General features: G+C 71.5%; 13 protein-coding genes and 1 pseudogene. 9 read left to right on the forward strand and 5 right to left on the reverse strand.

Annotated elements, in window-relative coordinates; translation table 11 throughout:
• The first annotated feature begins 270 nt into the window (after positions 1-270).
• Positions 271-693: a hypothetical protein gene (locus VMI11_01235; GenBank protein HTY71031.1), complete on the forward strand. Its 423-nt coding sequence runs from the start codon at positions 271-273 to the stop codon at positions 691-693.
• 45 nt (positions 694-738) lie between these two features.
• On the opposite strand, the gene VMI11_01240 is transcribed toward VMI11_01235, so the two are convergent.
• A complete protein-coding gene (locus tag VMI11_01240; GenBank protein ID HTY71032.1) occupies positions 739-1,602 on the reverse strand; it encodes a PAC2 family protein in 864 nt (287 codons plus the stop codon).
• 78 nt (positions 1,603-1,680) lie between these two features.
• Between VMI11_01240 and metH the strand changes: the two genes are divergently transcribed.
• Together metH and VMI11_01250 are read left to right on the forward strand one after the other, a co-directional pair.
• A complete protein-coding gene (gene metH, locus VMI11_01245; protein ID HTY71033.1) occupies positions 1,681-5,154 on the forward strand; it encodes a methionine synthase in 3,474 nt (1,157 codons plus the stop codon).
• Positions 5,151-5,822, forward strand: coding sequence for an HAD family phosphatase (locus VMI11_01250; protein ID HTY71034.1), 672 nt, complete (start codon positions 5,151-5,153; stop codon positions 5,820-5,822). Before metH ends, VMI11_01250 begins: the two co-directional genes overlap by 4 nt.
• Positions 5,823-5,825: 3 nt before the next feature.
• Here VMI11_01250 and VMI11_01255 read toward each other — a convergent pair whose 3' ends face one another.
• The 3 genes from VMI11_01255 to VMI11_01265 all read right to left on the reverse strand — a co-directional run bounded on the left by VMI11_01255 (position 5,826) and on the right by VMI11_01265 (position 10,172).
• Entirely contained in the window at positions 5,826-8,363 is a 2,538-nt protein-coding gene (locus tag VMI11_01255) for an FtsX-like permease family protein (GenBank protein ID HTY71035.1), read from the reverse strand.
• Positions 8,363-9,115, reverse strand: coding sequence for an ABC transporter ATP-binding protein (locus VMI11_01260; GenBank protein HTY71036.1), 753 nt, complete (start codon positions 9,113-9,115; stop codon positions 8,363-8,365). Before VMI11_01260 ends, VMI11_01255 begins: the two co-directional genes overlap by 1 nt.
• 97 nt (positions 9,116-9,212) lie before the next feature.
• On the reverse strand, positions 9,213-10,172 hold the full coding sequence (locus VMI11_01265) for a PD-(D/E)XK nuclease family protein (GenBank protein ID HTY71037.1): 960 nt from the start codon (positions 10,170-10,172) through the stop codon (positions 9,213-9,215).
• Between the two features lie 94 nt (positions 10,173-10,266).
• Here VMI11_01265 and VMI11_01270 point away from each other — a divergent pair, with 94 nt between their 5' ends.
• From VMI11_01270 to VMI11_01295, 6 genes and pseudogenes are all read left to right on the forward strand, one after another.
• Positions 10,267-11,403 carry a site-2 protease family protein gene (locus VMI11_01270; protein ID HTY71038.1) on the forward strand — a complete coding sequence of 379 codons (1,137 nt, stop codon included), beginning with the start codon at positions 10,267-10,269 and terminating at the stop codon, positions 11,401-11,403.
• A 23-nt stretch (positions 11,404-11,426) separates the two neighbouring features.
• Positions 11,427-12,299, forward strand: a complete 873-nt coding sequence (locus VMI11_01275) for a tRNA (adenine-N1)-methyltransferase (GenBank protein HTY71039.1) — start codon at positions 11,427-11,429, stop codon at positions 12,297-12,299.
• A 94-nt stretch (positions 12,300-12,393) separates the two neighbouring features.
• Positions 12,394-12,930: a hypothetical protein gene (locus VMI11_01280; GenBank protein HTY71040.1), complete on the forward strand. Its 537-nt coding sequence runs from the start codon at positions 12,394-12,396 to the stop codon at positions 12,928-12,930.
• Between the two features lie 180 nt (positions 12,931-13,110).
• Positions 13,111-14,739 (forward strand): annotated as a pseudogene (gene arc, locus VMI11_01285) (proteasome ATPase).
• Between the two features lie 62 nt (positions 14,740-14,801).
• Positions 14,802-17,006: an alpha/beta fold hydrolase gene (locus VMI11_01290; protein HTY71041.1), complete on the forward strand. Its 2,205-nt coding sequence runs from the start codon at positions 14,802-14,804 to the stop codon at positions 17,004-17,006.
• A gap of 110 nt (positions 17,007-17,116) precedes the next feature.
• Positions 17,117-18,625, forward strand: coding sequence for a DUF222 domain-containing protein (locus tag VMI11_01295; GenBank protein ID HTY71042.1), 1,509 nt, complete (start codon positions 17,117-17,119; stop codon positions 18,623-18,625).
• Here VMI11_01295 and VMI11_01300 read toward each other — a convergent pair.
• Entirely contained in the window at positions 18,598-19,137 is a 540-nt protein-coding gene (locus VMI11_01300) for an NUDIX domain-containing protein (GenBank protein ID HTY71043.1), read from the reverse strand. The genes VMI11_01295 and VMI11_01300 overlap by 28 nt on opposite strands.
• Positions 19,138-19,151 lie beyond the last annotated feature (14 nt).

The raw sequence follows: 19,151 nt of genomic DNA on the forward strand, positions 1-19,151 counted from the left end.
GGCGCCCTCCTGATCCCGAGAGCGGGCTATGCGGGGCGCGATCGGAGATCGGTGTCTGACTGCACGGACTGTGCCTGGGCGCTATCGCCAGCCTGCGGCGGAGCCCAGGCAGGCTCTGTCAACTCCTGCATGGGGGCAACAGTTCTCTGCCCGCCAGGTGCTGTGCGGCTCTACATCTGGCGGAGGGTGGGGACCGGGGACTGGGAGAACGTGGGATCGGCGTGCTTCACACCGGGGGCGCCACGGACGGTCGGTGAGATAACGCCGAGGGTGCGCGACCGGTTCATCGACCTGCTGCCCAAACAGCATCCGAGCTTCCAGCCCAGGACCGGGGGACTGGTCAACGTGCCGGTGGTCTTCGCGGCCGGTCAGGCGGGGACGCTCGCGCACCCGACGTTCGACCTGGCGGGGTTCAGCGTCTCCCTCGACGTGTCGGCCACCTGGACGTGGGACTTCGACGACGGTCGGCCGCAGCGGTTCACCAAGCCCGGCGGGGCGTACCCGGACCTCGACGTGACACACACCTACGCCACCTCCGACGACCGCACCGTCCGCGTGACGACCACGTGGACGGGGACGTTCACCGTCGACGGGCTGGGTCCCTTCGACATCACGGGACCCGCGGTGACTCAGGTCAGCGCCCCCCTCGACGTCCCCATCCACCAGGCCCGGGGCGAGCTCATCGCCGACTGACACCGAGCCGACTGACACCGAGCGACCGAGACCGAGCAGGCAGCCTCAGCGGGTACGTGGTTCCCCTTCGTTGCCGCGACGGCGCAGGTAGCGCTCGAACTCCTTGGCGATGGCCTCGCCGGAGGCCTCGGGGAGCTCCGCGGTGTCCCGCGCCTCCTCGAGCGTGCGGACGTAGTCGGCCACCTCGTCGTCGTCGGCGGCCAGCTCGTCGACGCCGCGTTCCCAGGCGCGGGCCTCCTCCGGCAGCTCACCCATCGGGACCGAGAGGTCCAGCAGGTCCTCGACCTTGTGCAGGAGCGCGAGCGTGGCCTTGGGGCAGGGCGGCTGGGCGACGTAGTGGGGCACCGCGGCCCAGACCGACATGGCCGGGATGCCGGCCCGCTGGCAGGCGTCCTGCAGGATCCCCACGATGCCGGTGGGGCCCTCGTACCTCGACGCCTCGACGCCCAGCGAGGCGATGAGGCCCGGGTCGGAGGACGTACCGCTCACCGGGACCGGGCGGGTGTGCGGTGTGTCCGCGAGGAGCGCACCGAGGGTCACCACGAGCTCGACGCCGAGCTCGTGACACAGCGTCAGAAGCTCCTCGCAGTATGCACGCCAGCGCATGCTCGGCTCGATGCCACGGACGATCACCATGTCCCGTGCCGGCTCGGGCACGCGACACACCGAGATCCGCGTCGACGGCCAGGTGATGTAGCGGTGACCGTCCGGGTCGAGGCCGACGTCGGGGCGGTTGACCTGGAAGTCGTAGTACTCCTCAGGGTCCAGCTCGGCCACCTGCTCGGCGCGCCAGACGTCCTCGAGGTGCTCCACCGCGCCCGTCGCCGCCTCGCCGGCGTCGTTCCAGCCCTCGAACGCCGCGATGAGCACGGGACCGTTGAGCTCGGGCAGGCGGTCGAGCTCGATCAAGAACAAGCACCTCCGGATGGGTGGCCGATCACTCGGCAGGCCTGCTTAGCCTACGTCGGTCGATACCCTTGGGTTCCGATGAGCACGAACCCGCGTTCCCACGCCTTGCGCCAGGCCCTCGCCGAGCGAGTGGTCGTGGCCGACGGCGCCATGGGCACCATGCTGCAGGCCAAGGCACCCACGCTGGAGGACTTCGAGGGGCACGAGGGCTGCAACGAGGTCCTCAACGTCACCCGGCCGGACATCGTCCGCAGCGTCCACGACGAGTACTTCGAGGTCGGCGTCGACTGCGTCGAGACGAACACGTTCGGGGCGAACCTCGCCAACCTCGGCGAGTACGGCATCAGCGAGCGCATCTTCGAGCTCGCCGAGGCTGGCGCGCGGATCGCACGGGAGGCCGCCGACGCGTGGTCCACGCCGCACCACCCGCGCTGGGTCATCGGGTCCGTCGGGCCGGGCACCAAGCTGCCGACGTTGGGGCACGTGCCGTACGCCGCCCTGCGGGACGCCTACGCCGAGCAGGTGGCCGGGCTCGTCGCCGGCGGCGTCGACGCCGTGCTCGTCGAGACCGCCCAGGACCTGCTCCAGGCAAAGGCGGCCGTCGTGGGGGCCAAGCGCGCCCTGCGCGAGGCGGATGCCGGCGACGTACCCGTCTTCGTCAACGTGACCGTCGAGACGACCGGGACCCTGCTCCTCGGGTCGGAGATCGGCGCGGCGCTGACCGCCCTCGAGCCGCTCGGAGTCGACCTCATCGGGCTGAACTGCGCCACCGGGCCGGCGGAGATGAGCGAGCACCTGCGCCACCTCGCCCGTCACGCCCGGATCGGGCTCGCCTGCATGCCGAACGCCGGGCTGCCGGTCCTGGGCGCGGAGGGCGCCCACTACCCGCTGACGCCCCGCGAGCTGGCCGACGCGCACGACCGGTTCACCCGAGAGTTCGGCCTCTCCCTCGTCGGCGGCTGCTGCGGCACGACCCCGGAGCACCTGCGCCACGTCGTCGACCGGGTGCGCGGCCGGGAGGTCGCGGTACGCCGCCCGCGGCCCGAGCCCGGAGCGGCCTCGCTCTACGTCAGCGTGCCGTTCCGCCAGGACACCGCCTACCTGGCGATCGGGGAGCGGACCAACGCCAACGGTTCGAAGGCCTTCCGCGAGGCGATGCTGGAGGAGCGCTGGGACCGCTGCATCGAGATCGCCCGCGAGCAGACCCGCGAAGGCGCCCACCTGCTGGACCTCTGCGTCGACTACGTCGGCCGCGACGGCGTCGCCGACATGCGCGAGCTGGCGGGACGCCTGGCGACCGCGAGCACGCTGCCGGTCGTCCTCGACTCGACCGAGCCGGCCGTGCTCGAGGCGGGGCTGGAGCTCCTCGGCGGGCGGGCGGTCGTCAACTCGGTGAACTACGAGGACGGCGACGGCCCGGGCAGCCGCATGAGCAAGATCATGCCGCTGGTCAAGGAGCACGGCGCCGCCGTGATCGCGCTCACCATCGACGAGGAGGGCCAGGCCCGGACCGCGGAGTGGAAGGTCCGCGTGGCGAGCCGGCTGATCGACGACCTGACCCAGCGCTGGGGCCTGCGGCCCGAGGACGTCATCGTCGACTGCCTGACCTTCCCCATCGCCACCGGCCAGGAGGAGACCCGCCGCGACGCCGTCGAGACGATCGCGGCGATCGAGGAGGTCAAGCGGCGCTACCCCGAGGTCCAGACCACCCTCGGGCTGTCCAACGTCTCCTTCGGCCTCAACCCCGCCGCCCGCCAGGTGCTGAACTCGGTGTTCCTCGCCGAGGCGGTCAAGGCCGGGCTGGACTCCGCGATCGTGCACCCGTCGAAGATCCTCCCGATCGCGCGGATCCCCGAGGAGCAGTACCAGGTCGCCCTCGACCTCGTGCACGACCGGCGACGCGAGGACTACGACCCGCTGCAGCGCTTCCTCGAGCTCTTCGAGGGCGTGCAGCAGCAGGGAGGCGGGATGTCTCGCGCCGAGGAGCTGGCCGCGCTGCCGCTCTTCGAACGCCTCGAACGTCGCATCGTCGACGGGGAGCGGCCGGGTCTCGAGGCCGACCTCGACGCGGCCCTGGAGCAGCGCTCCGCCCTGGAGATCGTCAACGACACCCTGCTCGCCGGCATGAAGACGGTCGGCGACCTGTTCGGCTCGGGCCAGATGCAGCTGCCCTTCGTGCTACAGAGCGCGGAGGTCATGAAGGCCGCCGTGTCCTACCTCGAACCGCACATGGACCGGGTCGACGGCGACGGCAAGGGGACGATCGTGCTCGCGACGGTCCGCGGCGACGTCCACGACATCGGCAAGAACCTCGTCGACATCATCCTCACCAACAACGGCTTCACCGTCGTCAACCTGGGCATCAAGCAACCGATCAACGCGATCCTCGAGGCCGCCGAGGAGCACCAGGCCGACGTCATCGGCATGTCCGGCTTGCTCGTGAAGTCCACGGTGGTGATGAAGGAGAACCTCGAGGAGATCAACCAGCGCGGGGTCGCCGCGAGGTGGCCGGTGATCCTCGGCGGGGCCGCGCTGACCCGCTCCTACGTCGAGCAGGACCTCGCCGAGATCTACGCGGGCGAGGTCCGTTACGCACGGGACGCGTTCGAGGGCTTGCGGCTCATGGACGCGCTGGTCGCTCGCGCGCGCGGCGAAGCCGTCGAGCTGCCGGCCCTGCGTCAGCGCCGGGTCGCCGTACGTCCTCGGGCGACCGAGCCCGAGGCCATGCCGGCCCGCTCGGACGTGTCCGTCACCAACCCGCTGCCCACGCCCCCGTTCTGGGGCGACCGGGTCGTCAAGGGCATCGCGCTGGCCGACCTCACGGCCTTCCTCGACGAGCGGGCCCTCTTCCTGGGGCAGTGGGGCCTGAAGCCCGCCAGGGGAGGCGGGATCTCGCTGCAGGAGCTGCTCGAGGCCGAGGGTCAGCCACGGCTGCGGCACTGGCTGGACCACGTGAAGACCGAGGGCCTGGTGGAGCCTGCGGTGGTCTACGGCTACTTCCCGTGCGTCAGCGAGGGCGACGACCTGGTCGTCCTCACCGACGACGGGGGCAGCGAACGGTGCCGCTTCACCTTCCCGCGCCAGACCCGCGACCGGCACCTGTGCCTCGCCGACTTCTTCCGTCCGCGCGAGGCGGGCGAGCTCGACGTCGTGGCCTTCCAGATCGCGACCGTGGGGGCACGCATCTCGGAGGCTACCGCGGAGCTGTTCGCGGCGAACGCCTACCGCGACTACCTGGAGCTGCACGGACTGTCGGTACAGCTCGCTGAGGCCCTCGCCGAGTACTGGCACGCGAGGGTCCGGGCCGAGCTCGGGTTCGCCGGCGAGGACTCCGACGAGCTGGCCGACCTGCTGGCTCTCGGCTACCGGGGCGCCCGCTTCTCCCTCGGCTACGGCGCCTGCCCCGACCTCGAGGACCGCGCCAAGATCGTCGAGCTGCTGCGACCCGAGCGCATCGGCGTCGCGCTCTCCGAGGAGTTCCAGCTGCACCCCGAGCAGTCGACGGACGCGATCGTCGTGCACCACCCTGAGGCGAAGTACTTCAACGTATGACTCCTCGTGACTCCCGCGGCGGCCGGTTGCCCGCCGCGGTCCTCTGGGACATGGACGGCACGCTCGTCGACACCGAGCCGTACTGGATGGCCGCCGAGCACGCGCTCGTCGCCGAGTTCGGCGGCACGTGGACCGACGCGGATGGTGCCTCGCTCGTCGGCAACCCGCTGCTCATCTCCGCCCGCGTGATCCGCGAGCGGGGCAGCGTCGACCTGCCCGACGAGGCGATCGTCGCCCGCCTGGTCGAGCACGTCACCCGCGCCGTCGTCCAGGACGTGCCGTGGCAGCCCGGTGCCCGCGAGCTGCTCGAGGAGCTCGCCGCGGCGGACATCCCGTGCGCCCTGGTGACCATGTCGTACGTCGAGCTCGCTGCCGCCGTGGTCCAGGCGCTGCCCGAGGGATCCTTCTCCACGCTGGTCACGGGGGACGTGGTCACCCACGGCAAGCCGCACCCGGAGCCGTACCTCACGGCCGCGGCCCGCCTGGGCGTGCGACCCGAGGACTGCATCGCGCTGGAGGACAGCCCGCCCGGACTCGAGTCGGCCGCCGCCGCCGGCTGCCGGGTCGTCGGCATCCCGCACATCGTGCCGCTGGAGCCGGCACCCGGTCGCGTGATCGTTCCGACCCTGGACGGACTGGACCTCCACACGCTGGCGGCGATCGCCTGAGCGCTACTCCGTCGCGATCGCCTTCAGGACGTCGAGCTTGGCCGCCCGGCGGGCCGGGACCACGGCCGCCAGCACGCCAACGAAGCCAGAGAGGACGACGAAGACGGCCAGCAGCCCGTACGGGATCGACAGCTCGCTGATCCCCTGGGAGCGCACCGCGTGCTGCAGCGCCGCGCCATAGGCGACCCCGAGGACGATCCCGAGCAGCGCGCCGTAGATCGCGATCACCACCGACTCCAGCCGGATCATCCGGCGCATCTGCTTGCGGGTTGTCCCGACCGCACGGAGCAGGCCGATCTCGCGCGTGCGCTCCACGACGCTGAGCGCCAGCGTGTTGATGATGCCGAGGATCGCGATGATGACGGCGAGCGCCAGCAGCGCGTAGATGAGCGCCAGCAGCTTGTTCACCTGGTCCCGGATCGACTGCTTGTAGGCGCTGCGGTCCTGCACCTTGAGGTTCGGGTAGTCGCTGGCCAGTGCCTTGCCGATGTCGTCGGCGACCTTGGCGCCGTTGGCGCTGTCGTAGGCGATGACGTAGAGCTGGGAGTCCTGCGGCAGGGCGCCGAGCCGCTCCAGCTCCGCGTTGGACGTGACCCAGCCGGAGAACGCGCCCTTGACGCCCTTGTAGAGGGTGACGAGCGGCAGCTGTGCGGTCCCCGTGGGGATCTTCACGGTGAACGTCTGCCCGAGCTTGTATCCCTTGTCCTGGGCCGTCTGCTTGTCCAGAGCCAACCCGCTGGGCAGGTCCTTGAGCGACCCGCCCTGCAGGTCCAGGTTGAACGCCTGCGCCGCCGTCGCCGGGTCCACTCCGACGATCTGCTGCGAGCTGCCGTCGACCTTGCCGTTGACGAACCGCAGCGGCGACACCGCCTTGACCCCTGGGACCTGCTGGACGCGCTGGGCGACCTCGGCGCTGAAGGGGGTGAACGTCTGGGAGTACACGATGACGTCGGCGCCGATGAACTGGTCGATCGAGGCGTCGGTCGATGCCGTCGTGCTCGCGCCGAGCGTCCCGAAGGCGGCCACCAGGGCCATCCCGATCATGAGCGCCGAGGCGGTCGACGCGGTACGTCGCCGGTCGCGCTGAGCGTTCTGCACTGCGAGGGTGCCGGTCGCCCCGAACAGCCGGCGGACCGGCCAGCCGATCACGGCGACCACCGGGCGGCAGATCGCGGGGGAGAGGACCGCGACGCCGACGAAGACCAGGAATGCCCCCAGCCCGACCAGCGACGCCGTCTGGCCGGCTGACCCGACGCCGACCAGGCCGGACGCCAGCGCGACCACACCCAGACCGGCGAGGATGGCGCCGACGACGAAGCGCACGTGCAGCGAGCGGGTCGGCAACGTGACGTCGTCGCGCATCGCGGCGACGGGCGGGATCTTCGCCGCGCGCCTGGCCGGGAACCACGCGACCGCGACCGTGACCACGACACCGACGAGGTAGGCCACGATCACGGTGCGCGGCAGGATCACCAGCGTCCCGGTCTCGAAGTCGACACCGAAGAGCCGGAAGAGCCCCTTGAGGCCGAGGGCGAGCAGGATCCCACCGAGCAGGCCGATGGTCGCACCGACGAGTCCCACCGCGAACGCCTCGAACACCACCGAGCGGGTGATCTGGCGTCGGCTGGCACCCAGCGCGCGCAGCAGGGCCAGCTCCCGGGTCCGCTGGGCCACGAGCATCGAGAACGTGATGAGGATGATGAACGTCCCGACGAACAGGGCGACGCCGGCGAACACGAGCAGGAAGATGTTGACGAACCGCAGCCCGTTCTGGATGTCGGTCGCCTGCTCGGCAGCCGCCTGCTTGCCCGTCTGGACCTTGATGCTGCTGTCGTCGATCGCCGTCCGTACGCGCTGCGCCAGGACGGCCTGGGAGACTCCCGGCGCAGACTTGACGCTGATCCCCGTGAAGGCGTCCTTCCCGCCGATGAGGACCTGCTGAGCGGTCTTGAGGTCGAGGGCGACGAGCGTCGCCCCGGCCAGGCCGCCGCTCTGGCCGAACCGGAAGATCCCGGTGACCTTGGCCGTCTCGCGCGGCCCGACCGTCAGCAGGTGGATTGTGTCCCCGATCTTGATGTCGTGCTTGGCCGCCGTCTGGGAGTCCACCGCGATCTCGCCGGCGCTCGTGGGGCCCCGGCCCGACACGATGCGGTAGGGCGACAGCGCGTGGTCGTCGCTCCACGTCGCTGCCAGCGTCGGGGCACCCCCGGTCGTGACCGCCTTGCCGTCCGGGCCGATGAGGACGACGTTCTGCGTGACCACGGACCCCTCGGCCCTGGCGACGCCGGGGACCGCCCGCACGGTCGCCAAGACGCTGGCGGGGATCGTCGGGATGGACAACCCGTTGGAGTCGGCCGAGACGGCGGGGGAGATCTCGACGTCGGAGACCGTCGAGGAGAACAGGTCCTTGAACGTCTTGTTCAGCGTGTCGGTGAACACGTACGTGCCGGCGACGAAGGCCACGCCGATGACGATGGCCAGACCGGACAGCAGCAGGCGGACCTTGTGCGCACCGAGGTTGCGCAGCGTGAGCCGCAGCATCAGGCGGTCCGTCCGGCGACGTCGAAGCGCTTCATCCGCTCGAGGACGCGGTCCCCGGTGGGGTCGGCCATCTCGTCGACGATCTTGCCGTCGGCGAGGAAGAGCACCCGGTCGGCAAAGGAGGCCGCCATCGGGTCGTGCGTGACCATGACCACCGTCTGGCCGAAGTCGGTCACGCTGGCGCGCAGGAATCCCAGCACCTCGGCCCCTGCGCGGGAGTCGAGGTTGCCGGTGGGCTCGTCGGCGAACACGACGTCAGGCCGGGAGGCGAGCGCCCGCGCGCACGCCACCCGCTGCTGCTGGCCACCGGAGAGCTGCGACGGCCGATGATCGAGACGGTCGCGCAGTCCGATGGTGTCGATCACCTTGTCGAGCCACTCCTGGTCGGGCTTCCTGCCCGCGATGTCCAGCGGGAGGGTGATGTTCTCGAGCGCGGTGAGGGTGGGGACCAGGTTGTAGGCCTGGAACACGAATCCCACGCGCTCCCGCCGCAGTTGGGTCAGCCGGTTGTCGTCGAGGGCGGTGATGTCCACGTCGCCGACGTGCACAACGCCCTCGGTCACGCTGTCCAGACCGGCCAGGCAGTGCATGAGGGTGGACTTCCCGGACCCCGAGGGGCCCATGATCGCGGTGTACCCGCCGCGCTGGAACTCGGCGTCCACGCCGTCCAGGGCGACCACGCGGGTGTCCCCCTCGCCGTAGACCTTGCGTACCCCGATGGCGGTGACGGCGAGGTCGGTGGAGTCAGGCACGACGCTTCTCCGAGGCTGGGCGACAGGGGGAGTGCAAAGACCACCCTACGGAACCCGAGAGCGCTTCCACCTCTCGGTTCCCGGCCGGCTCGGCCCTTCAGACCTCGTCGCACGGCGTACGTGGCGACGGCCGGTCCGCGTCAGTCTCGCCGGCCTCGCGAACCGGGACGGCCGGCAGCGGGGCCGTGGGCAGCGGAGGCGGAGTCCCTCCGTGCGCGGGGCAGAGCGGGCGGTGGTCGCACCAGTCGCACAGACGGCTCGGGTTGGGCCGCCAGTCGCCGGTGTCGGCGGCGCGGCGGATCGCCGTCCACAGGGCGTGCAGCTTGCGCTCGGTGGCCAGCAGGTCCGCCTCGTCCGGCTCGTAGCGCAGCACCTCCCCGGAACCGAGGTAGAGCAGCTGGAGCAGCCGCGGGACCCGACCGTGGATGCGCCAGAGCACCAAGGCGTAGAAGCGCATCTGGAACATCGCCTTGGCCTCGAACCCGGGCGTGGGCGCCTTGCCGGTCTTGTAGTCGACGACACGCATCGCGCCCTCGGCGTTGCGGTCGAGCCGGTCGACGTACCCGCGCAGCAGCAGCCCCGACTCCAGCTCGGTCTCGACCAGCAGCTCTCGCTCCGCCGGCTCGAGCCGGCTGGGGTCCTCCAGGGCGAAGTACCGCTCGAGCAGCCCGACGGCGGTCTCGAGGAAGCCGGAGAGCTCCGTCTCGCCGTCCTCGAAGAGGCGGGCGAGGTCGGGCTCGTCGGCGAGCAGCCGCTCCCACTCCGGCTCGAGCAGCGCCGCGGCCCGCTCAGGGGTCCGGTCGGCAGCCGGCAGGTCGAACAGTCGTTCGAGGACGGCGTGCACGACGGTCCCGCGCGTCGCCGGGACCGACGGTCGCTCCGGCAGCCGGTCGACGACGCGGAAGCGGTAGAGCAACGGGCAGGCCATGAAGTCCGCGGCGCGCGACGGCGACAGCGACAGCACCCGCGAGGCCTCGACCGCCTCGACGGTGGCGACGCCGGTGACCGCGCTGTCGGTCGCCGGGCTGTCGGTGACCGCGCTGTCGGTGGCCGTCATGGCAACGACGCTAGACCGAGCCGCCGACATCGCGGACCCGCCACGCACAGGCTGGGCTCAGGGAAGTCATGGCTTGGCGCTCTAGCATCATGGGGTGGCCGTACGGCGCGATCGGGAGCGGGCCCGCCCTGGGGAGCTGCCCCTGGGCGAGATCGCCGGGATCCCGATCTTCCTGGCCTCCTCGTGGTTCATCTACGCCGCCCTGATCACGGTGGTCTTCGCCCCTGCGGTGCAGTCCCGCGCCCCGACGCTGGGCTCCGGGCGCTACGCCGTCTCCGCTCTCTTCGCCGTCTTCCTCTGCGCCAGCGTGCTCATCCACGAGCTCGGCCACGCCCTGACGGCGAAGGCCTTCCACCTCGAGGTGCGCCGGATCACCCTCAGCCTGCTCGGCGGGATGACCGAGATGGCCCGGGAGGAGCAGCGGCCCGGCCAGCAGGCCCTCGTCTCCGCGGCGGGACCGGTGCTCTCGATCCTGCTCGGCGTCGCCGGTATCGCCGTCGAGCGGGCCCTGCAGCCCGGCAGCGTCCCGCAGATCCTGGCCCTCGCCGTCGGCGCGTCCAACCTGCTCGTGGGCGTCTTCAACCTGCTGCCCGGTCTGCCGCTCGACGGCGGCCAGCTCCTGCGCGCGCTGCTCTGGAAGGCGACCAACAGCTGGTACCGCGGGACGGTGGCCGCGGCCTGGGCGGGCCGGATCCTGGCCGTCCTGGTGGCGCTGGTCCCGGCCCTCCTGGCCACGACCACCGGTGCCGCGGTGGACGCCTTCGACCTCGCCTGGGCCCTGCTCATCGCGTTCTTCGTCTGGGGCGGGGCCACCGCCGCCCTGCAGTCCGCCTCGGTCCGCCAGCGGCTGCCAGGGCTGTCGGCGCGCGGGCTGGCGCGCCGAGCGGTCCCGGTCCCGGCCGCGATGTCGGTGGCCGAGGCGGTGCGGCGGGTCGCCGAGGCCGGTGCCCGCGCCGCGATCGTCGTAGACGTCGACGACCGCCCGGTGGCCATCGTGAGCGAGGCTGCCGTGGCCGCGACGCCCCCCGAGCGCCGCCCCTGGGTGAGCGCGGGCGAGGTGTCACGGCGCGTCGACCCCCAGCTCGTCCTGCCCTGGACGCTCACCGGCGAGGACCTGCTCGCCGCGATGCAGGGCAACCCGGCCACCGAGTACCTCGTCGTGGACGACCAGGGGCGGCCCTACGGCGTGCTGTCCACCGCCGACGTGCAGAACGCCTTCGCCTCGGTCTGAGCCGGCGCCTACGCTGTGCCGCCGTGACGATCGGCGCGGCCCACCGCAGCGGGCCCTTCCGCCCGGGTGACCAGGTCCAGCTCACCGACCCCAAGGGCCGGCACCACACCTTCACCCTCGAGCCCGGGCGCGCCTTCCACACCCATCACGGGTCCTTCCCGCACGACGAGCTCATCGGCGGCCCCGAGGGCGTGGTGGTGACGACGACCGGCGGGACGCCGTACCTCGCCTTCCGTCCGCTTCTCTCCGACTACGTGCTCTCGATGCCCAGGGGAGCGACGGTCGTGTATCCGAAGGACGCCGCCCAGATCGTCGGCCTCGCCGACGTCTTCCCCGGCGCCCTCGTGGTCGAGGCCGGCGTCGGGTCGGGCGCCCTGACCTGCTCCCTGCTGCGCGCGGTCGGAGAGGGAGGACAGGTCGTCTCCTACGAGCGTCGCGCCGACTTCGCGGACATCGCTCGTGCCAACGTGCGGCGGTTCTTCGGCGAGGAGCCGAGCACCTGGCGCCTGGTCGTCGGCGACCTCGTCCAGGCGCTCGACGTGACCGACGTGGATCGGGTGATCCTGGACATGCTCGCGCCGTGGGAGTGCGTGGACGCCGTGGCCGGCGCCCTCGTGCCGGGAGGCGTGGTGTGCACCTATGTCGCCACGACGACCCAGCTCTCGAACATCGTCGAGACACTGCGCGTGGGGGGGCGGTTCACCGAGCCGCGGTCCTGGGAAACCCTTGTGCGCACCTGGCATGTCGAGGGGCTGGCGGTGCGGCCCGACCACTCCATGGTCGGTCACACCGGCTTCCTCGTCACGGCCCGCCGACTGGCCGAGGGGGTCGTGGCGCCGCCGCGCCGACGCCGCCCGGCCAAGGCCGCACAGGAGGCCACGCCGCCGGCCGGATGAGGCGTCCGCATCGTGAGCGGGTCGGTGGGTCGACGTCTCGCGAGCGGGTAGCGTCTGGCTGCACACGGACACCTGCCGCCCGACTGGATCGCCCTTGCTGACGCTGACCCGCACGCTGCTCACGCCGGTGGTCCTCGCCCTCGCCGTCGCCGCGGTCGTGTCCTTCGTGCTCGTCGTCGTCCTGCGCGGGCACTCCTCCGCCCCCACGCAGCCCCTCGACACGACGACTGGGCACCAGACCGCAGGCATCGACTGGGCCCGGGTGGTCCCGACGCTGTCCTGCGGCGGTGGCGTCGCCACGGTCGTCGACTCCCGCGTCGTCTCGGACCTCGACGGTGACGGGCGTCCCGACGCCGTCATCGCCGCGCACTGCGACGCCGGCGCCGGCAGCCCTCCCTCGGTCGTACAGGTGCTCCTCGACCGCGGCGGGCGCCCCCGCCTCCTCGGCGAGCTCGTCACCCCCGCGCAGGACCTCCTCGTGCGCCGCCTGGCCCTGCGTGGCGACCTGGTCGAGCTGAGCGCGCAGGGGTACTCGCCGGGGACCCCGCGCTGCTGCCCTGACCGGGCCCTCAGCGAGACATGGCGAGTGCGGACCGGCTCGGACAGCCGCGCTCTCCAGCGCGTGCACTGACCGTCCGTTCGGGCTACAGGAACCCCCGAAGGCGGTCGATCCGTAGGCAGGTCGGGACGACGGCGCGCCGCGGACCCGGGGTAGCGCCCCACCGTCCCGCCGGTAGGGTCGAGTCGTACGACCTGGGAGGTGGTGGACGTGTCGGCGTTCGATGACCAGTCCCGACCCGAGGCGCGCTTGCGTGCCCTCGAGGAACGACTCGCCAGCATGCAGTCCGACCTCGCGGCCGCGACGGCGCAGAACCAGCGGCTCACTGCGACCCTGCGCGAGGCCCGCGACCAGATCGTCAGCCTCAAGGAGGAGGTCGACCGCCTCGCCCAGCCGCCGTCGGGTTTCGGCGTGTTCCTCGCCGCGCACGACGACGGGACGGTGGACATCTTCACCGCCGGCCGCAAGCTGCGCGTCGCGCTGACCCCCGAGATCGACGCGGACTCCCTGCGCCGCGGCCAGGAGGTCATGCTCAACGAGGCGATGGTCGTCATCCGAGCGATGGAGTTCGAGAGCATCGGCGAGGTCGTCATGCTCAAGGAGATCCTCGCCGACGGCGAGCGGGCCCTCGTCATCGGCCACACGGACGAGGAGCGGGTCGTGCGCCTCGCCGACACCCTCGTCGACGAGCCGATCCGCGCCGGTGACTCCCTGCTGCTCGAGACCCGTTCCGGATACGTCTACGAGCGCATCCCCAAGTCCGAGGTCGAGGAGCTCGTCCTCGAGGAGGTCCCCGACATCGACTACTCCTCGATCGGCGGCCTGGCCTCCCAGATCGAGGAGATCCGCGACGCCGTCGAGTTGCCGTACCTGCATGCGGACCTGTTCCGCGAGCACGAGCTGAAGCCTCCGAAGGGCATCCTGCTCTACGGCCCTCCAGGCTGCGGCAAGACGCTCATCGCCAAGGCGGTCGCGAACTCGCTGGCGAAGAAGGTCGCCGAGGTCACGGGCAAGCCCGAGGGCAAGTCCTACTTCCTCAACATCAAGGGCCCTGAGCTGCTCAACAAGTACGTCGGCGAGACCGAGCGGCACATCCGGCTGGTGTTCCAGCGAGCGCGCGAGAAGGCGTCGGAGGGGACACCGGTCATCGTCTTCTTCGACGAGATGGACTCCCTGTTCCGTACCCGCGGTTCGGGCGTCAGCTCCGACGTCGAGAACACGATCGTCCCGCAGCTGCTCAGCGAGATCGACGGGGTCGAGGGGCTGGAGAACGTCATCGTCATCGGCGCCTCCAACCGCGAGGACATGATCGACCCGGCCATCCTGCGCCCGGGACGCCTCGACGTGAAGATCAAGATCGAGCGCCCCGACGCCGAGGCGGCGAGGGACATCTTCGGAAAGTACCTCACGCCGTCGTTGCCGCTGCACTCCGACGACCTGTCCGAGCACGGCGGGGACCCGGTCGCCACGACGGCCGCCATGGTCCAGCGGGCGGTGGAGCAGATGTACGCCGAGAGCGAGGAGAACCGCTTCCTCGAGGTCACCTACGCGGGCGGGGACAAGGAGACCCTGTACTTCAAGGACTTCAACTCCGGCGCGATGATCGAGAACATCGTCAGCAGGGCCAAGAAGATGGCCATCAAGGACTTCCTCGAGCACGACCAGCGAGGGATCCGGATCAGCCACCTGCTCCGAGCCTGCGTCGATGAGTTCAAGGAGAACGAGGACCTCCCGAACACGACGAACCCCGACGACTGGGCGCGCATCTCCGGCAAGAAGGGCGAGCGCATCGTGTTCATCCGGACCCTCGTCCAGGGCAAGCAGGGCACCGAGGCCGGTCGCTCGATCGACACCGTCGCCAACACCGGCCAGTACCTGTAGGCCTGGAACCGGTAGGCCCGGGCCTATGGTGGGCCCGCTGCATCGCCGCCTACCATCGGCGGGTGGTTGGGGCGCGGCCCGATCCAGTCGCCGCCCGGGAGCAGTCGCGGGCTCTGTATCCGGATGCCACCGGCCGCGTCGATCGCGGCGGGACCTCAGTCTTCTGGGAGCGTTACGGCAGTGGCGATCCCACGGTGCTGCTGTTGCCGACGTGGTCGCTGCTGCACTCTCGGACGTGGAAGTCGCAGATCCCGTATCTGGCCAGGCACTTCCGCGTCGTCACCTTCGACCCACGGGGCAACGGGAGGTCCGACCGCCCCACGGACCCCCGGTCGTACGCCGAGTCGGAGTTCGCCGCTGACGCCCTGGCGGTGCTGGACGCGGCCGGTGTCGATCGGGCCGTCGTCGTCTCGTTCTCTCGCGGTGCGCAGCGTGCGCTGCTGCTGGCGACCGAGCATCGGGACCGGGTGCTGGCGGCCGCGTTCATCGGCCCGTGGTTCCCAGCGAGCCAGTGGGGCGGCCTTCGCTGGCGGCTCATGGATCACCGGTGGCTGAGCGGCTTCATGTTCCGGCGGCCTCTCGTGGCCAGGTGGTGGGGCCGGTTCAACGCCACGTACTGGCGCAGCAACTACAGCGATTTCGTGGACTGGTTCGTTCGTCGGATGCTGGCCGTCCCGCACTCCACCAAGCAGATCGAGGATGGGATCGGCTGGGCGCACGAGGCCGATGTGGAAGCCTTGATCGCCAGTGCCGTCGGGCGGGGAGCGGCCCCGTCGACCCGACGTGACCAGCTGGCGCTCGCCCGCAAGGTCAGCTGCCCCGTCCTGGTCGTCTCGGCGCCACGCGACCTGATCACCTCGCACGCGGATGCCGTTGCCCTCGCGAGGGCGGCGCGGGGCCGCCTGGTCACGGTCCCGGGCGGCAGCCACGCCCCGCACGCGCGCAAGCCGGTCCAGGTGAACCTGGAGCTGCGTCGCCTGGTCGAGCAGGTGGCCAGCCCCGCGTCCGACGCCGGTGACCTCGCCCGGGTGACGCCTCGGCGCGCATCGACGTCCGGGGGCTCGCGTCCACGAGTGTTGTACGTCTCCTCGCCGATCGGGCTGGGCCACGCGCGTCGCGACATCGCGATCGTCCGGGAGCTGCGGACTCGCGTGCCGGACGCGCAGGTGGACTGGCTGGCGCAGAGTCCCGTCTCCGATGTGCTGGCGCTGGAGGGGGAGCGGGTCCATCCGGCGAGCCGCCACCTGGCGAGCGAGTCGCGGCACATCGAGTCCGAGTCCGGCGAGCACGACCTGCACTGCTTCCAGGCCATCCGTCGCATGGACGAGATCCTGGTCGCGAACTTCATGGTCACCCTCGACGTCCTCAGGGAGTCGCGCTACGACCTGTGCATCGCGGACGAGGGCTGGGACATCGACTACTTCCTGCACGAGAACCCGCAGGAGAAGCGCACTCCGTTCGCCTGGTTGACCGACTTCGTCGGCTGGCTGCCCATGCCTGACGGGGGGCCTCGTGAGGCAGTCCTGACCGCCGACTACAACCGCGAGATGGTCGAGCACATCGCCCGCCATCCCAGCGTTCGAGACCGGGCGCTGTTCGTCGGCAACGCCGACGACATCGTCCCCGACGCGCTGGGCCCTGGACTGCCGCTGATCCGGGACTGGACCACCGAGCACTTCGACTTCGTCGGCTACGTCACCGGGTTCGACCCCGAACCGCTCAGCGACCGGGCCGCGCTGCGGGCCGAGCTCGGCTATCCCGACGACGAGCAGGTCTGCATCGTCACCGTCGGCGGTACCAGCGTCGGAACCCCGCTGCTGCGCCAGATGGTGGCTGCCTTCCCGGCCGCGAAGGACCGGATCCCTGGGCTGCGCATGATCGTCGTCGCGGGGCCCCGCATCGACCCGGGGACCATCCCGCGAGCCGAGGGCCTGGAGGTGAAGCCCTACGTCCACCACCTCTACCGTCATCTCGCCGCCTGCGACCTGGCCATCGTCCAAGGCGGTCTGACCACCACGATGGAGCTGACCGCGTGTCGCCGTCCGTTCCTGTACGTCCCGCTCGAGCACCACTTCGAGCAGCAGCGTCACGTCCCGTTCCGGCTCGAGCGCTACCGTGCCGGCCGCCGCCTCGACTACGCAGCGGCGGACGTCGACGTGATCGCCGACATGATCACCAGCGAGATCGGCCGCGACGTCGACTACGAGCCCGTCGAGCGCGATGGTGCGAAGCGCGCCGCAGCGCGGCTGGCCGATCTGCTCCGCTGATCACCGGGGGCGGCGCCATCCGCCCCCACCCCACGCGACCTCCACCATCCTCCGGGATCTGGCTGTGCATACCGCTGGTGCGCAGATCCGAACATGTGTACGATCAGGGTATGCCGCGCTCCCTGGTCGACCTGCCGGTGCGGGAGGGGTGGCTCCCGTCGTGGGAGACCGACGTCGACGACTGGGACCCGACGGGGGAGCTGCTGGACGAGAGCCAGCTGCAGGACCCGGTGGCGGTGGCGCTGCGGGCTCAGGTGGCCGCGGCACCCCTGGAGTGGGAGCCGGGTCCGGAGTCCAACGGCGGTTTCGCGTCCTGGCAGCGAGGGCTGCCCGGCCTGACCGACGACGAGCTGGTCCGCCAGCTCGCGCTCGGCGAGCAGGCCATCCGCCAGGCCCAGGCGCGCCAGAACGCCCTCATCGCGGAGTTCGCGGCACGTCGCGAAGGCTCGTACTGGATCAACGGGGGAGCCCGGCACCTCGGCTCCGACTTCGTGGGTGACCATCTCGCTCTGGCCCTCGGGGTCTCGCTGCGCAGCGCCGAGCTGAGGATCAACGAGGCGGAACGGCTGCGCGCGTACCCGAGGCTCCTGGCGGCGCTGGGCGCCGGGCTGGTGTCCATCGCGGGGCTGCGCGGGGTGTTGTGCGAGCTGGCCGAGCTGGACACCGTCCACGCCGGCGCGGTCGAGGACCACCTCCTCGCGGCGATGAGCCGAGGCAGGCCGCTGAACCTCGCGACGATGTCGGCGAGCGAGATCGGCGAGCTGGGCCTGGGGGACGCGCTGGCGCTGAGGGGCGAGGCGACGCCGGGCCGGCTGCGGCGATGGACGCGACTGGCGGTGGCGCGCCTCGATCCGGACGCCACGCGCCGCGCCCGCGAGCGCGCCGAGGCGGGCGCCTGCGTGGAGCTGACCCCCGGAGCCGGGTCGGGGATGTCCTGGCTGGGCGCCTGGCTGCCCGAGTCGCAGGCGGCCGCCGGGTGGGAACGCATCGACGGCGAGGCCCAGCGCCGGCTGCACGAGGCGCGCGACGCAGCGCAGGGGGCCGTTGCAGGGGCCGACTCGGCCCCCCTCGACGGCGAGCCGCTGAGCCTCGACGCCTTGCGGGCACAGGTCTTCTTCGACCTCCTGATGTCCACGGACGCCTGGTCCGGGGCGGATCCGGTGCCGGTGCAGCTGACCGTGGTCATGGAGCGGGACGGCACCGCCACCCTCGACCCTCTCGGGCCGGTGCCGTGGACCACGCTCGCGGCGACGGCTGACCTCGCCATGCGAACCGGCGGGTCGGTGCGCACCAAGACCGAGGATCCGGCCGGCTGTCCTGGCGAGCACCCGGGTGGCGGTCGCGACGACCCCTACGTCCCTCCCGCGTCGCTGGCGCGGGCGGTGCGGCGCCGGGACCAGACCTGCCGCTACCCCGGATGCGTGCGGTCGGCGAGCGACTGCGACCTCGACCACACGATCCCGTGGCCGGACGGCCCCACGTGCGCGTGCAACCTCGCCGCGTTGTGCCGCCACCACCACCGGCTGAAGACCCACGAGCCGGGCTGGCGTCTGACCAACCACGGCGACGGCCGCCTGACCTGGCAGACCCCCTACGGGAGCGTCGAGTCCTGGCCCTGAGCCCGCCACGTCTCGAAGAGGGCACGGCCGTCGGGGACGAACGGCCAGGCCGGGTCACCCATGCGCTGCTCCAGCTCCGCGAGGCTCATCCACGCGCCCCAGGCGACCTCCTCGGGCTGGTGCACCACCGGGCCGTCCCAGGTGACCGTCCAGGTCAGGGCGAGGTGGCGGGTGTGCGGGTCGGCGTACCACTGGCGAAACATCGGTCGCAGCTCGACCCCGGTGATCCCCAGCTCCTCGCCGAGCTCGCGCACCGCGGCGTGCTCGGGGTCCTCGTCTGCGCTCACGCAACCCGCGACCCAGCAGTCGTGGCAGCCGGGGAAGACGTCCTTGGTGTCGGTACGGCGCTGGACGTACACCCGCCCGGCGGGGTCGCGAACGAGGACCGCAACCACCAGGTGCGGCAGGTTCTCCCCGCGCATCCGCGACCGCGGGGCGCTGCCGACGACGCTCCCGGCGTCGTCGATGATCGCGACCATCTCCTCGAGCGGCGGATCGCCGGTGGCGGGCACATCGGCCACCGTAG

The sequence above is a fragment of the Actinomycetes bacterium genome, from assembly GCA_035506535.1.
GTDB lineage: Bacteria > Actinomycetota > Actinomycetes > DATJPE01 > DATJPE01 > DATJPE01.

Excerpts from the sequence above, each read along its gene's own strand:
- metH (HTY71033.1), top strand. The coding sequence starts at position 1,681 with ATGAGCACGAACCCGCGTTCCCACGCCTTGCGCCAGGCCCTCGCCGAG.
- VMI11_01250 (HTY71034.1), top strand. The coding sequence starts at position 5,151 with ATGACTCCTCGTGACTCCCGCGGCGGCCGGTTGCCCGCCGCGGTCCTC.
- VMI11_01255 (HTY71035.1), bottom strand. The coding sequence starts at position 8,363 with ATGCTGCGGCTCACGCTGCGCAACCTCGGTGCGCACAAGGTCCGCCTG.
- VMI11_01265 (HTY71037.1), bottom strand. The coding sequence starts at position 10,172 with ATGACGGCCACCGACAGCGCGGTCACCGACAGCCCGGCGACCGACAGC.
- VMI11_01295 (HTY71042.1), top strand. The coding sequence starts at position 17,117 with ATGCCGCGCTCCCTGGTCGACCTGCCGGTGCGGGAGGGGTGGCTCCCG.